Origin of the sequence: Methanoregula sp. (assembly GCF_035543475.1) — an archaeon.
Taxonomy (GTDB): domain Archaea; phylum Halobacteriota; class Methanomicrobia; order Methanomicrobiales; family Methanospirillaceae; genus Methanoregula.
In genome coordinates this window covers 43712-56963 of sequence record NZ_DATKKA010000023.1, presented here as the reverse complement: position 1 = coordinate 56963, position 13252 = coordinate 43712, and the positions used below count along the sequence as shown (strand labels likewise).

At 50.1% G+C, this 13252-nt stretch carries 14 protein-coding genes; 2 read left to right on the top strand and 12 right to left on the bottom strand.

Features of this window, described 5'->3' with window-relative positions; translation table 11 throughout:
- Window positions 1-32 precede the first annotated feature (32 nt).
- Entirely contained in the window at window positions 33-1817 is a 1785-nt protein-coding gene (locus VMS83_RS07740) for a CHASE4 domain-containing protein (RefSeq protein WP_325411499.1), read from the bottom strand.
- A 186-nt stretch (window positions 1818-2003) separates the two neighbouring features.
- Window positions 2004-3341, bottom strand: a complete 1338-nt coding sequence (locus VMS83_RS07735; protein ID WP_325411497.1) for a histidine kinase dimerization/phosphoacceptor domain -containing protein — start codon at window positions 3339-3341, stop codon at window positions 2004-2006.
- Between the two features lie 169 nt (window positions 3342-3510).
- On the opposite strand from VMS83_RS07735, the gene VMS83_RS07730 reads away from it, so the two are divergent.
- Entirely contained in the window at window positions 3511-4059 is a 549-nt protein-coding gene (locus VMS83_RS07730; protein WP_325411495.1) for a response regulator, read from the top strand.
- A gap of 80 nt (window positions 4060-4139) precedes the next feature.
- Here the strand turns inward: VMS83_RS07730 and VMS83_RS07725 are convergent, their stop codons facing one another.
- From VMS83_RS07725 to VMS83_RS07695, 7 genes are all read right to left on the bottom strand, one after another.
- Window positions 4140-4643, bottom strand: a complete 504-nt coding sequence (locus VMS83_RS07725; protein WP_325411493.1) for a hypothetical protein — start codon at window positions 4641-4643, stop codon at window positions 4140-4142.
- Window positions 4600-5994, bottom strand: coding sequence for a type II secretion system F family protein (locus VMS83_RS07720; protein ID WP_325411491.1), 1395 nt, complete (start codon window positions 5992-5994; stop codon window positions 4600-4602). Before VMS83_RS07720 ends, VMS83_RS07725 begins: the two co-directional genes overlap by 44 nt.
- A gap of 6 nt (window positions 5995-6000) precedes the next feature.
- Window positions 6001-6903: a type II secretion system F family protein gene (locus VMS83_RS07715; protein WP_325411489.1), complete on the bottom strand. Its 903-nt coding sequence runs from the start codon at window positions 6901-6903 to the stop codon at window positions 6001-6003.
- A gap of 387 nt (window positions 6904-7290) precedes the next feature.
- The gene (locus VMS83_RS07710; RefSeq protein ID WP_325411487.1) at window positions 7291-7473 is read right to left on the bottom strand and encodes a hypothetical protein; all 183 of its coding nucleotides are present in this window, start codon (window positions 7471-7473) and stop codon (window positions 7291-7293) included.
- A 123-nt stretch (window positions 7474-7596) separates the two neighbouring features.
- Window positions 7597-8217: a hypothetical protein gene (locus VMS83_RS07705; protein WP_325411485.1), complete on the bottom strand. Its 621-nt coding sequence runs from the start codon at window positions 8215-8217 to the stop codon at window positions 7597-7599.
- 42 nt (window positions 8218-8259) lie between these two features.
- Entirely contained in the window at window positions 8260-8454 is a 195-nt protein-coding gene (locus VMS83_RS07700; RefSeq protein ID WP_325411483.1) for a hypothetical protein, read from the bottom strand.
- A 47-nt stretch (window positions 8455-8501) separates the two neighbouring features.
- Entirely contained in the window at window positions 8502-8999 is a 498-nt protein-coding gene (locus tag VMS83_RS07695; RefSeq protein ID WP_325411481.1) for an arsenate reductase ArsC, read from the bottom strand.
- 146 nt (window positions 9000-9145) lie between these two features.
- On the opposite strand from VMS83_RS07695, the gene VMS83_RS07690 reads away from it, so the two are divergent.
- Window positions 9146-10180, top strand: coding sequence for a PhoU domain-containing protein (locus VMS83_RS07690; RefSeq protein WP_325411479.1), 1035 nt, complete (start codon window positions 9146-9148; stop codon window positions 10178-10180).
- A gap of 727 nt (window positions 10181-10907) precedes the next feature.
- On the opposite strand, the gene VMS83_RS07685 is transcribed toward VMS83_RS07690, so the two are convergent.
- Genes VMS83_RS07685 through VMS83_RS07675 form a run of 3 tightly spaced genes read right to left on the bottom strand, consistent with a single transcriptional unit; the run spans window position 10908 to window position 13063 of the window.
- The gene (locus tag VMS83_RS07685) at window positions 10908-11201 is read right to left on the bottom strand and encodes a hypothetical protein (RefSeq protein WP_325411477.1); all 294 of its coding nucleotides are present in this window, start codon (window positions 11199-11201) and stop codon (window positions 10908-10910) included.
- Window positions 11202-11215: 14 nt separating this feature from the next.
- Window positions 11216-12301 carry a hypothetical protein gene (locus VMS83_RS07680; RefSeq protein WP_325411475.1) on the bottom strand — a complete coding sequence of 362 codons (1086 nt, stop codon included), beginning with the start codon at window positions 12299-12301 and terminating at the stop codon, window positions 11216-11218.
- A gap of 45 nt (window positions 12302-12346) precedes the next feature.
- Window positions 12347-13063: a hypothetical protein gene (locus tag VMS83_RS07675; protein ID WP_325411473.1), complete on the bottom strand. Its 717-nt coding sequence runs from the start codon at window positions 13061-13063 to the stop codon at window positions 12347-12349.
- Between the last annotated feature and the right edge of the window lie 189 nt (window positions 13064-13252).

The following is a 13252-nucleotide window of genomic DNA, read 5'->3' as shown; positions in this document are numbered from 1 at the left end:
AAGGTACCTGTCGGTAAACCGCGATATCGTTTTTATTCTGCCAGCCTCAGGGTAAAGCGGATGGCAACACCGGACGAGACCACCCCCGGTACGCGGTCATCAGCCCACACCCGGCCCCCGTACCCTTCTATCAGCATCTTGACGATATGGAGCCCGAGCCCGTAGCTGCTGCGGGTTTTACTGTCCTTGGCAAACCGGTCAAAGATTCCGGGTTTCATCTCATCAGTGATTCCCGGGCCATTGTCCGCAACCGATATTTCAAGCATCCCTTCGCCGGCATCACCGGCAGAGACGGTTATGCATACATCAGGTCCCCCGAACTTGAAGCTGTTCGAGAACAGGTTATTGAAGACCACCCCGAGCATGTCATTTGCATAAACCATCCGGTTACATCCTTCAAGGAGAATATGGGCACCAGGGCTACCCGTCATCTCATTTCTCAGGACGTTTTCCAGGTTAACGGCACTGACTCCCGGCTGCATCTTGTAGATGCGGCTGATAGTCTCGATATTACGAATGACATTGCTGCTTTTTTGCGCCAGCTCGCTGATTTTTTTCAGGAAACGTTTCTCGTTTTCCCGGGCATTTTCGTTAAGGAACTCGGCGTATCCCCGCAGACCCATGAGAGCGTTCAGGATCTCGTACGTGATCACATCGAGATAAATGTCCAGGTAGAGGTTTGCCTTCCGGTTCAGCTCCTCCAGCTCACGGTTCCGCTGGGCCAGCTCTGTTCTCGCTGCGGAGAGTTCGGCCCTTTTCTCTTCAAGATCAGAAAGCAACTGGTTGAGGGCATGGGTCACCGAAACGATCTCCTCGTCACCCTGTTCCGGGATCCGGCGGGAGAGATCGCCGGATTGTCCGATTATTTTTATATTGTTATCAACAGCACTCATCGGTCCGAGGACGAAACGCTGCAGCAGGAGCTGGACGGCGACAATAAAAATTACACTCATGAGGATGATGACCGCTGCTACGATCAGAATTGCGGTCTGGACCTCATCGATTACCATCCGATCTGTATACACCTGGAGCGTAAGGAAGGTTGGCTTGTCCTCGATACCGGAAATCATCGCTGTTCCCCCCATCAGGCTGTTATTGATCGGCTGGCTGACAATGCTGCCTTTTTTCATTCTCTGTATGTCTGTGGTACTGATCCCCTCGATACCTGTTCCCTGAGAAGGAGGTAGCAGGGTAAAGGCGGGGATCTGGAGAACACTCTCCATATCATTGATCCTCTGGCTGTTGAGGACCCGGACCATGACAAGGGTGCCATGAGAAGGCTGCGACAGGTTGCTCCCCTGTATTGAGTAGCCGGCCATGATAACTGGTTCGCCGTTCAAAAACGATATCCCGTGCCGCCCCGATACCCCACCCGGTACACCTGGCGGAATGATGCTGTCATCGACAATATCTCCCAGCTGTGGGGGTACAATCTCCGGGGTTCCATCGGCCCCCAGCGCCCCTTCGGAAAAGACCAGCTGCCCTGAAGTATTGTATATCAGGAGATAGTCAACATCCAGGGTTCCCAGCAGAACCGGCTGGTTAAAAGTCCCCCCGGATGATGGCCCGGGTGTTTCCATGATCCCCGCAAAAGTATACGTATCATCACGGCCGGCCCAGTCCCTGCAGGAGGCTGCAACCGTTTTCTCCTGGCTGTTGATATTTGCAACTACCCGTTCTACATTCGCTGTCATCTGCTGCATTTCTATAGAACGAAAGGAATCAAGGATGACAAACTGGGTAACAAAACTGAGGCCGATCAAAAAAATTAACGCCATGGCAGCCAGGATCAAACGGGTGCGTGTGCGGACCTTCATTGAAGAACCCAGGGATATTATCTTTGCTAAGATCACATCATAATTTCTTATTTAGACTCTATAGTGATATAGACACACGGGATCCCCTTATCGGGAAAGCGGCCAACTTTAGGCAGGATACAAGCCTTTACCCAAACGAGCCGTTCCTTACAATAGTGCACGCGGCACAACGCACATATAAACAGCTCATGACCAACGGGAAATTGTTGTCTGTTCTTCAGCCATGCATGAAACAGTGGATTGCATCCCGTAGTCATGCATGGCGAGAGGAAACTGGATACGTACATGGGTGCCATTATGGTTGGTCATCAGGATTTCTCCCCTGAGCTGGCGTACAAGCATATGGATCAGCCGGATCCCAAGGGTTCCTGAGCCGGAAATCTCGTGGGAGGGCGGGATTCCCGGCCCATTGTCAAAATATACCATGGTACAAACACCGTTGCCCCCGGTACCTAACAGGAGCTGGATCTCAGAACCGGCGGTATTCCGGAAGGCATACTTGAGTGAGTTCGTTGTCAGTTCGTTGATAATGAGCCCGCAGGGAATTGCCTTGTCAATATCGAGATGGACTCCGGATGCTTTCACAATACATTGTACACCAGGCATGGCGGAGGCAGAGATGATATTCTGCAGAAGATCCGCAAAATAATCCTGTGCGTTAATCGATCCGGCTACCGGCGACTGGTACAGCTTCTCATGGATCAGTGCCATGGTCATGACCCGCCCCTGCATCTCGGCATACTGGGCCCGTTCACGCTCGTTCTCTGCCTTTAATGCATTCAGCTCGAGCAGGCTCATGATCACCTGCATATTGTTCTTGACCCGGTGATGTACTTCCTTGAGCAGGATCTCTTTTTCCGCTAACGACTGGCGCAGGGTGTCTTCGTATTTTTTACGTTCGGTGATATCCGTAAATGTACAGAGGATATACTGCCCGAAGAAAAAGCAGGCCGAAACCTGGAACTGGCGCATATCGCCTGATGCGGTCCGGATCTGGCACTTCCTGTCAGTTACCCTTCCTTCGGCAGAGACGTCACGCACCAGATCACGGTACTGCTCCGGGCGGTCAAACAGCTCACTGAACGGGGGGACGCCGGAACGAAGAGAGAGATAGCCAAGCGGCGTAAGAAAGCTGGGGTTCGCCTCACTTATCATCCCGGTCTCCCGGTCGAAAATGATCATGCCCGCTTCGGACATGGAAAAAATATCCTGGTACCGTTTTTTCAGCCCGGAGATGTTCTCTGAGAGCATGGTAACGATTCCCCCGATTCCCACGAATACCGCGAACGTGAATGATGAAAGGGAGAGTACCTGCATACCGCTTCCCAGGAAAATGAGATTGAGGACGATGAGTATAATCCCCATGACCGCCGATGTGGCAATCCCGTACCGGGGGAAGAAATACGCGGTCATCACAATAGGGAGGAGGAAGAGAAACTCGTACAGGTCACCAATCCCGTAAACAAGGCTGATGACCGCTATGACTATGATCGCGCCTGTTATCGTGATGATTAACAGGCCCATACTCCGTGGATCTTCAGGGATCTGCACAAACGGGTTTATCTCTCCTTTTCCCGGAGAACTGACAGGTTTCGGATCGTTCATCTGCCTACTCTGCTAAATAGTTTAGTGCTTTTCTCTATATTAAAGACAACTAAATATAGTCTGCACCCCAATACTTCACCAGCGAACCATGATCAAAAATCTGGTAAATCCCGCGGAAAAGAAGGTCCTTATTGTAGAAGATGAAGGGTTGGTTGCCGTCACTCTTGAAGAAACGCTCAGAAGGATCGGATACTCCGTGACCGGTATTGCCATGAGCGGTGAGGAAGCCCTTGCACTTATCAGTGAGCAGCAGCCGGATGTGGTTCTCATGGATATCCACCTTCAGGGAGATATGGACGGTATCGAGACGGCCCAGAAGATTAAAGGGCAGTCCGGCACCCCGGTTATCTTCCTTACTGCCTATAGCGATGATGAAACAATCCGCCGGGTGGTTCTGACAGAGTCAAGCGGGTACCTGGTCAAGCCTATCAATACCCGGGAACTCTTTGCAAGTATCGAGAGTGCCCTGTACAAAAAACGCAGGATTGATCAGTTCATGGAGCAGCAGGCTGTTGCACACCAGCCCATCTGCTCCTGTGGCACTTCCATGATCCGGACATTTTCGCAGGAACGCGGCGAGATGATCCCGGTCGGGTGGGTCTGTCCAAAATGCCATCACTTTGTTCAGGGAATCTGACCATTACCAGACGATGGGGCGGTCACCGCAAGGGAAAACCCAGACCAGGGAAAAAGGTTTGTCAACAGAAAATGTCCTGACTAGATTGTCCAGACTTTCCATTGATTATCTTCGTATGTCAAAATGAAGGTATAAAAGACCGGGACGGATTCCACCTGCGTAGAATTTTCAGATACCGGTTTCTGCATAACCAGCATGGCGCTGATTTTAGCAGTGGATTGATTTGAGGTCTTGTTAAGAATCTCGTAACCTGAAAATTTCAAGTTGGGATTTGTCAGCAATGCGTTATTTTCATTGGCCGCTGCAAATTGTTCATAAGATATCTGCTTTTTAATATCGCCCGGCGCAAGAATGTAAATCTGGTGCACATCTTTTTGATTCACTGCATTTATCCATGAAACAATACCGGTTTCAGGATCCGGTTGAATTGCTGTTATGCCGATACCTGAAACTCCTGCGGAGGTACATCCTATCGAAACAACGAAGAGCAACAACCCAATACCCATACCCATTTTAAGTAACAATCCTTCTGACATGGATTCAACCCCCAGTTGAAGCAGCAGGATTGGCTCCTGCTCCTCCATTGCTTACGGTTATTGGTACTGATACTGTTACCCCATTTGCCTTAGCTACAATGAAGTAGGTCCCCGGATCTGCACCCAATACCGGTTTAACCTGGACGAGCCCATCATTATTTGATGTGTCTGTGAGGGGACTTACACTCCCGCTTGGTGTAATACTGAACTGAACCGAGGTGCTGTTTACCGGATTACCTGCGGCGTCGGTGAGCTTAAAGACGATCGGGTTTGCGAGGGGCAACGATGCCAAGCCCACCTGCTGTCCGCCTGAAATTACCGTAATGTTAACTTTGGGCCCCACCTGTTCAACCGGTGGAGGAAGAATAAACAGGGCGGATGCAAGATACCCTACAGCCACAAGGACAACCACGTGCTTGAGACCGTACCGTGAATCCCCTTCGCTGATCTTGCCGATGATCAGTCCCCCAAAGATGGAGTTGAGGATAATCATGTGGAAGAATCCGCGGGCAAAATCGATATTTCCGATATCCGTTTTGCCAAACATCTGGGTGGCGCCCAGCTGCTGGACAAACGGGAGCAGGCTGGTCGTCAGGATGTAAACAATAAAGATGATAATGGCCTGCGCAAAGTAAAAGATCATCACGTACTGGTGGAGATTTCCCTCTTTCTCGCGCTCGATGGAAATGATACTCCGCATGTCCTCCGATGCCTTGAGGATAAGGTCAGCTACCGATCCCCCGGAATACGAGGCCTGGATCACCAGAAGCGTGTATCTCGTTATCAGGTCCGAATGAAGCGATTTGGCCATTGCCTTCATCGCCTCTTCAAAGGACTTCCCGTAGACCATCGAAGTTGATGCAATACGGATATGGGGGGTCAGTACCCCGAGATCGGTCTTTGCAAGCTCTTTAACTGCCTTGATAGGATCAAGTCCTCCTCTCATCAGTTCCGAGAGCTTGAAAAGGAACTCCGTATAGAGTTCCTCTTTTTTCCGGACTGCCCGTTTCTGGAGCGTGATATCGATCGAATAGGGGAGAATGGCGATGATCAGGGCAAAGACCATTACCTCATCGAGGCCCATGGTCGGTGCAGCGGGTGCTGACGGTGTTGCAGCAGCTGTGGTGGCATTGCCGTTCTCAGCATTCATCTGGGCAAGGTATGCCTGGAGGGCTTGTTCCTTGTCACTTGTGGTTGCCGATGCCTGCTGTTTTTCCGTGGTGTGCAGAGTGTACCCCATCAGGAAGGCAGCGAGGACAACCAGCAGGGCTATGGCAACCGGGATTGCGATCGTGAAAATTTCCCTGGGCGGGTTGTACTTGATCCGTATCCGCTCTATAATCTCGTGGAGCTCGTCCATCTTTTTGCGAACCGGGGGATTTCGTTGTGGTGTCTGCATGGCTGATCAGGGATTTGTCGAATATTTTACGGCAAGCATCTGCAGGAAGATCACGTTGATGAGCGGGATCATCAGGTAGATGAGGTAGTTGAACATATCATGCGCAGAAAATGGCCCCAGCTGGATACCCAGTGCCCCGGAGATTACAACACCGAGAATGGCGAGGGTGATCGTCATGACGACCCCCCCCAGATAGCCCTCCCCGAAGACGGCCAGGGACTCCACGAACTCCTTGTAGGTCTGGCGCCGTATAGCCATGAGTTCCTTCGACTTTGTTTCCAGATAGGATTTCAATCCGCCACCGCCGTAAATAATGTTCGTAATATCGATACAGATATCCCGGAACAGGTCGGAGGGCGTGTTCTGTATCAATCCGTTCATCGCGGTGACCACATCTTCACCGAGTACGTCCACGCGGAACAGGACCTTACGAAACTCGTTGGAGATCTGCCCGTACTCTTCTCGTGCGATTCTCCGGATAATATCGAGCGGTGTTGCACCAGAACTGGCAAGGATCGACATAAACGAGAGGGCATACGGGATCTGGGTGTCGATGTCCCGTTTCTTGTTCTCGATCTGGTTCTGCAGGTAAAACGGAAAGCCGATGGCGATCGCTGCCGAACCAATCAGGGCAAAAAGCAGGATATAAGGTGCAGGGGCAGGTATCGCAAAAGGGCTCTGGGGGAGCAGGAAGATGAATGAGGCAATCATTATCATGACTGCCCCGGTAAGGATGGTTGTCATTATCCATAAGGAGGTGAACATTCCCGGCGTCATTTCGAGATCGGCCTGGTAGATCAGTTTGATAATATCGCGGTTTGGGTTCCGATCGAAGGAGCGGCCGAAAGTATAGCAGAAACGCTTGTACGTCTCAAAAATCCTTTCAAAACTATCCGTTTCTGCTACCATAGTTATCGAAATGTATTTATATAGTTAGTATGCAAATTATAGAGTATCAAGAAGAATAGTCTTCTTGAGGCGTTTCATTGATTTGCACCACGCAAATCCCCCACAGATTTTTTTATACCCGGCCTTTTCTTGCGTTTGCACATACCTGTTCTTTGGCTATCCCACCCGCCAGGGAGCAGTATACATGCAACGGAACGCATCCCGCGGGGAGAACTCATGGTGTTTGGCACATACCCATTCGCGAAGCCCGGAGAGATCATCAGGATGCATCTTCTCCATTGCAGCAGCACCGCCAGGCTTCCCAACTGATGCAGGAAAACCAGTTTTCTGACGGGCAGGCAGATCAGATTGTTCGATCGGGGATTGCACAGAGATCACACTCGTGAGTTATTTTGCACTGAATCGATCCAGATCGCAGTTCCTGACGGACATATAGGTCAGGCCGTGGTTGTCAGTGAGGATATCCGCTCCCTTCAGTTCCGGAAGAGCGTCTTCGGTATCACGATCGGGAATAGGATCATCGGCGCATAGCCGGGTGTTGTGCCGGTAGGGCTGGAGGCATAAACACATAGTTTGTACTTGTAGTATATACTTAAAATAATTTCTATATAGTATCGACCGGATCCGGTCGGGACATATGCTCCGGGCGACACACGAAAAACGGCGTCTGCCGGCTCAAAGACTTGCATCGCCTCATTCATATGAAACGGGAAGATGTTGTTCTGATCTGAAGATATAGAAAACAGAGGACCCGAATCCCGAGAGTACCCCTCCCATGATGACAAACATGATCAGGACAACGACGGTAACGAGAGAATTCCCGAGCCATGATACGGCTCCGATATAGGAACTTATCCCGTGAGATACGAGGCTGACGAGCTGTGCTACCCACATCACCTCAAGGAGGATCCCGATCATAATGCCTGCAATGAATCCCGCCATAAATGCATCGGTTCTGTTCTTCATTGCCGAAATTGACAGCCATGCAGCAAAAACTCCCCACCCTTCAAAGATGGTAATAATGAGAAAAGGGTACGCTGCGTTCCACGCAATGACTTTTGGATCAGTGAGGGGAATGCTGTCCTGCGAAAAGGTTGTTAAAAGGAGCGTGTTTACCAGCACAACCAGCACAACGGACTCACCCCCGATTGCCCCGGCGATAAGCCCCCCCTGGTTTATCGGGTTGGTAGTTATTTTCGAGGTCAGATGGTACATGGTAACTCCGGTTGTCGCGTTGTACGATTGGCCCTCTTTTACCCGTTTGGCGTGGACATAATAATTTTCCGGGTGACTGTCTAAATAGTCATCACTCAATAATATATATTCTTCCCATTTACTCTATTTAATCTGTGGGTTTCAGGCACCCGCAAGGAAGATCATCGCGAGAGCAACCAGGACACCGGCTACAAGAAACAGGAGATAGGAAACCTGGGAATAATCCGGTACACTTATCAGAAGGATACACCCTATGATGGCAAGCAGAAATCCCACGAATATCTGGATGAGGGGGCCATCAAGGTTGAGCATGTTCGATGAGGCGTTATAGGTCATTTTAATCCTGCGTGCCCAAGGTCGTTTTTCTGGTGAGAGATCAGGTATCAGGCAACACGGGCCGGGTTATCGTGTAGTTCAGGTTCACTGAGGTACTCTCTTCCCGGGTCGGACAGATGACCAGGAAAAATATCCTCCAGCCATGCTGCGATATGATCCCGCAATTGCCGGTATTCTATCAGGGTTTCTTCCGCAGATCTGCCAATTTCCTGGGGGCTGACGAAGTTTTTGTGAAGGAAATGGTCACTGTCGGATAATACGTCTTCAGCGGTCGTGCGTGCATTATCGCAAAGGGTAACTACATAATCAAAATGGGAGTTCCGGTATTGGTACAATGATGCAGGAACATGGCCCGATATATCGATACCACTCTCCTGCATAATCCTGACTGCATAAGGACGAACCCGGATAGGCGCAATGCCCGCGGAAAAAATCGTATAGTTCCAGTCGTTTGTTCTCTGCCGGAATAATCCTTCTGCAATAGGGGATCGGACAGAATTGAAAGAGCAGATAAAAATGACGCGCTCGTTTTTCCCTGATGCCATTGATACCCCCATCTAATCTCAACAGGCTTTTACCCTGTAGTCATATACAGTTTTTCGACATAAACTATGCATTTATATATACAAGTAGAAAGAAAATAGAGCCAAGCATATTTATCATATTACTCTATCTGTGAGGTGTAACAAAAATGGAAATACGCCGGGTACAGATGACCGGGGGGTCATCATTTGTAGTCACATTGCCCAAAGACTGGGTCCAGGAGATGCGCATAAAGAAGAACGATCCGGTTGGGTTGATCACACAGCCTGATGGGACGCTTCTGGTCACAAAAAAGACCACGGACGAGCCGCTCCAGCGGGTCAAGGAGATCGATATCGGGCATATCACGGATCCTTCGTTCCTGTTCCGGATGCTGATCGGAACCTACATCACAGGATTCACAACCATCCGGATCACATCGAAACAACGGTTTCCGCCTTTTGTACGGACCGTTGTCAGGGATTTCACCCAGATGACGATTGGGCAGGAAGTCGTAGAAGAGACGGATACACTCATCATGATAAAGGATCTCCTCAACCCTGCGGAGATGCCGTTTGACAACACCATAAAACGGATGTTTGTGATTGTCAGGAATATGCATGAGGATGCAATTACCGCTCTTGAGACTCATAACCATACTCTCGCCGGTGACGTGATCAACCGGGATATGGATTCTGACCGGCTTAACTGGCTGATCGCCCGCCAGACTAACATGATCATGCAGAACCCATCCCTTTCCCGGAAAATGGAGGTGTCAGTAGGCATGGCCATGTACTATCACCTGATCAGTAAGATCATTGAGCGGATCGGGGACCATGCAGTACGGATTGCGGAGAATGCCCAACCGGTGCTGGACGCCGATCTCGACCCGAAGATCGTAGCCGCATTAAAGAAGGCGAGCGTCCTCTCCATGCAGATCTTCGACAAGAGCATCATCTCGTTTTTCAATGCAGATATCCGCGAGGCCCACAAAACCATCGAGTCTGTTTCGGCGCTTGAGCATGTCTGCGGGGATATCAGCAACATGGCCTTCAAGCAGGAGACCATGGCAGCGATTGCAGTCAGTTACATCTCTGAGAGTATCCGCAGGGCCGGGGAGTACTCAGCGGATATTTCCGAGAACGTGATCAATTACATAGTCGAAGAGGACCGGTCGCTTCGCAGGAAATCTTCAGGAAAATAATTTTTGTACAGGGAAACGCCCTCCTCCTTATCCGGCCTGTATTTCATGAAACGGAGAGGTTTCTGGTAACCCCGATTTTCCGGTCCTGCCTTATTTATGCCTCTGCGGTTTTACCGAGATTGAAATAGGATTTTACCCGGGAGACAAGGGCTCCGAAAGGCGCACCTGTGCCAATGGGCGACTGAAGGTGCGGTCTCCTGGATGTATCATGAGTGTATGCAGATTGTGTCAGGGTATTTTTCCCTGATAGTGATGCCTTTTTTGCTTTCTTCTTTTTTATCGCCATGTCAGGCCTCCTGTGCTTCCCAGCAGGTAATACATAATCCGGTATGTTCTGTATAATGGTAATCCATCTCGTGAATGCGCTTATGGCATTGCACACATCGTAGTGCAGGAACAGGCGGTGGTGGCAGGTGGGGGGGATCCTGTTGGGTTTGTTTTGTCCGTACCGCACCTCTGCCGGAAGATTTGATCCCTCTGGTATCCGCGGAATAACGCTGATAGGGCGCTTTGAGACTCTGCTCGACTTTTTTTATCTGTTCCTGATGAATCCGGTATGAACTGATCATGCGAATCGTCTCCGGGAAGGACAGGTCCTGCCCCTCATCAAATACATACTTGTATTCAAAAATATATAGACTTAACGAAGAAATATATATTTTGCACGTGGAGTTTTCGACCGTATGCAGGAAGGAACAGCAGTAACTATTTCCGGTCATCAGATTTTTCAGATTATACCTTTCCTTCTGAGGATAGCTGCAACACCAAAATATACGGCAGTGATGAGCAGATCGATTCTCATTTCTTCAATGATGAACACCATATCCCCGTTCACGTACGCATGGTAGATAAGAAAACACCGGTAGCCTATCCAGCAGACAAACGCAACGAGAAACGCGTACCCTATACCGATACCGATGCTCCATATCAGTGCGAGATTATCCAGTACCTGAACAACAAGAGACTCCGGCTTTCCAGGATTCGCATCCGCATGAGCATAATCGAGTGAAGGTTCTTCCATGGGTAACACACCTTTCAAAGATATTCTGCCAGTACAGAACGGTATAACCTGCGGACGTTCTCCCGGGTGGAAGACATTGAGGGAAATCCCGAGAAAGAATCCGCCTTTTGGATATCCCTGGAGAGCCTGATACCGTACTGGCTCCGGGAATAAAACCAGCCACGTTCATGATAGTACCGGGAGAGATATTCCTGTTCCCACTGGCCCGGAGTCGGGATAAAGAGACCTTTTTTCAATCCCGCTTCCGCTATGTCCATCATCGAAGTATACCCGGAACGACAGATGATAAACCGTGCACGGGACAGGAACTGCGATTTTTCCTGGCTCGATATAAAGGAAAACACCTCAGTCCCATCTTCAAGAATTTTTTTCTGGTTCTGTGCCGGTTTGCCGAGCAGAACCACTTTTTTTCCCGGAAGGCAAGAGACCTGCTGCAGGAGGATCTTTTCCAAAGCAGTCCGCTGGGGTTCCATTCCCGAGATAACGATGAGGTAATCAATGTCCTTTTCCACGGGCTCTTTCCTGGTACTTGCGAGGACGCCACAATAATACAGCCGATCGTTGATCCCGGAGATAAGGCTCCGCGATAATTTTCCTGCAAGGGCGTCCTGATCAGTGGGATTATCGGGGATCACGATCCGGGTAAACCGGGAAAATGCGTCAGCTTGGAGGTAAACTCCCAGAAGTTCGAGCGGCCATGCAATCAGGGGGAGACTCTGGTGCAGCTGGTGGGTGATCTGGATTGAGGGAATATGTTCTGAAAAGACGCCGGAACGTGAATCGCTGATTATGAGATCATAGTGGTTTTCAGAGAATATTTTTTCTGCTTTTTTCCTCTCAGAAACATACGCATCGATCAACGTAGGAATATATGCGGTATACGTGGGTAAAAAGATCCGTCCGTTGTTATGGGGGACCGGGTAATCTTCGAACGGGATAAACGTACATTCCGGACATTCCTTTTTGAGAAATGCGAGCGCGTTGCCGCTCGTTCCAACCGTCACATGATGTCCCCTGCTGAGCAGCTCGCGGATGACAGGTACATCCCGCGATGCATGACCAAGGCCCCAGTTCAGGGGAGAAACAAATACCGATCCCATCAGACACCGATCCCCATATCCCTGCTCTGCCGGCTCCAGGAGTCCTTACGTCGTCAGCCTTCGCTTATCAGATCCAAGGAACGTCCATGTTACTGCTACCGGCAGGCGAATCGGGCGGACTGCCTGCACCTCCGCCCGGATAGAAAACGAGTGAATTTGCGTCTCACACATCTGCAGGCATGCAGAAAGCAGGGAAAGCGTGACCCGGGCTACCTCATCACATTCCTGCCATGCCGGATCCGTCCGGATGCGTTTGTCGAGGAAGGGAAAGTGTTGGACTGCCTGCCGGGCCAGCTGTGCAGTACCCTCTCCGATTCTCCGGGTAAACCGGGAGCGCATGATTCCGCAGTCGGGTGTTTTCATAAGGGCACGATGAAACCGGAAACCTTCCTGCATGTTCCGGGCAACATAGTCCTCATAGACAGAATGATTTTTCTGGTACCGGGGGAGGAGTGGCAGGGCATGCCATGGATTCCCAGCGTCCTGAAGGAAATGCATTCCATACGCAAGTTTTACCAACCCGCACTCTTCACTTGAGGCATCTTTTGCAGCAAAAATTGCGTCCCGGGTCAGTTCGCCGGCAAAAAACGCACACAGCGGCATATAGTGTCGTATCTTATCCAGCAGGCCCCATTGATCGGGAACCATGACATACCTGTGAAGAACTCCCTGCTGGGCACGCGAGAGACCCATCCGAAGGGCCGCAAGATCGGTAAGATCGAGGTGCGTTGCATCAGTCCAGGGATCAACGGTTCGTGCCATGAGAATATAGTTTTTTGATTGAATATATACTAAATCTGGATTATATATATACATTACTCCTTTTTGATTGAGGGGACAGGAATTTTTTTCACTCTTCGCCTAACGGGGATAAATCCAAAAAGGAAAGGCCCATCATTTTCCAAAAATAGGGCACTATGTGAGAGGAGCGGACCAGAAACAATACCCGGC

Bases quoted from the DNA above. Each gene is read 5' to 3' on its own strand.
- VMS83_RS07720 (WP_325411491.1), bottom strand. From the start codon at position 5,994: ATGCAGACACCACAACGAAATCCCCCGGTTCGCAAAAAGATGGACGAG.
- VMS83_RS07685 (WP_325411477.1), bottom strand. From the start codon at position 11,201: ATGGAAGAACCTTCACTCGATTATGCTCATGCGGATGCGAATCCTGGA.
- VMS83_RS07690 (WP_325411479.1), top strand. From the start codon at position 9,146: ATGGAAATACGCCGGGTACAGATGACCGGGGGGTCATCATTTGTAGTC.
- VMS83_RS07700 (WP_325411483.1), bottom strand. From the start codon at position 8,454: ATGACCTATAACGCCTCATCGAACATGCTCAACCTTGATGGCCCCCTC.
- VMS83_RS07710 (WP_325411487.1), bottom strand. From the start codon at position 7,473: ATGTGTTTATGCCTCCAGCCCTACCGGCACAACACCCGGCTATGCGCC.
- VMS83_RS07680 (WP_325411475.1), bottom strand. From the start codon at position 12,301: ATGGGATCGGTATTTGTTTCTCCCCTGAACTGGGGCCTTGGTCATGCA.
- VMS83_RS07740 (WP_325411499.1), bottom strand. From the start codon at position 1,817: ATGAAGGTCCGCACACGCACCCGTTTGATCCTGGCTGCCATGGCGTTA.
- VMS83_RS07695 (WP_325411481.1), bottom strand. From the start codon at position 8,999: ATGGCATCAGGGAAAAACGAGCGCGTCATTTTTATCTGCTCTTTCAAT.
- VMS83_RS07675 (WP_325411473.1), bottom strand. From the start codon at position 13,063: ATGGCACGAACCGTTGATCCCTGGACTGATGCAACGCACCTCGATCTT.
- VMS83_RS07735 (WP_325411497.1), bottom strand. From the start codon at position 3,341: ATGGGCCTGTTAATCATCACGATAACAGGCGCGATCATAGTCATAGCG.
- VMS83_RS07730 (WP_325411495.1), top strand. From the start codon at position 3,511: ATGATCAAAAATCTGGTAAATCCCGCGGAAAAGAAGGTCCTTATTGTA.
- VMS83_RS07725 (WP_325411493.1), bottom strand. From the start codon at position 4,643: ATGGAGGAGCAGGAGCCAATCCTGCTGCTTCAACTGGGGGTTGAATCC.
- VMS83_RS07715 (WP_325411489.1), bottom strand. From the start codon at position 6,903: ATGGTAGCAGAAACGGATAGTTTTGAAAGGATTTTTGAGACGTACAAG.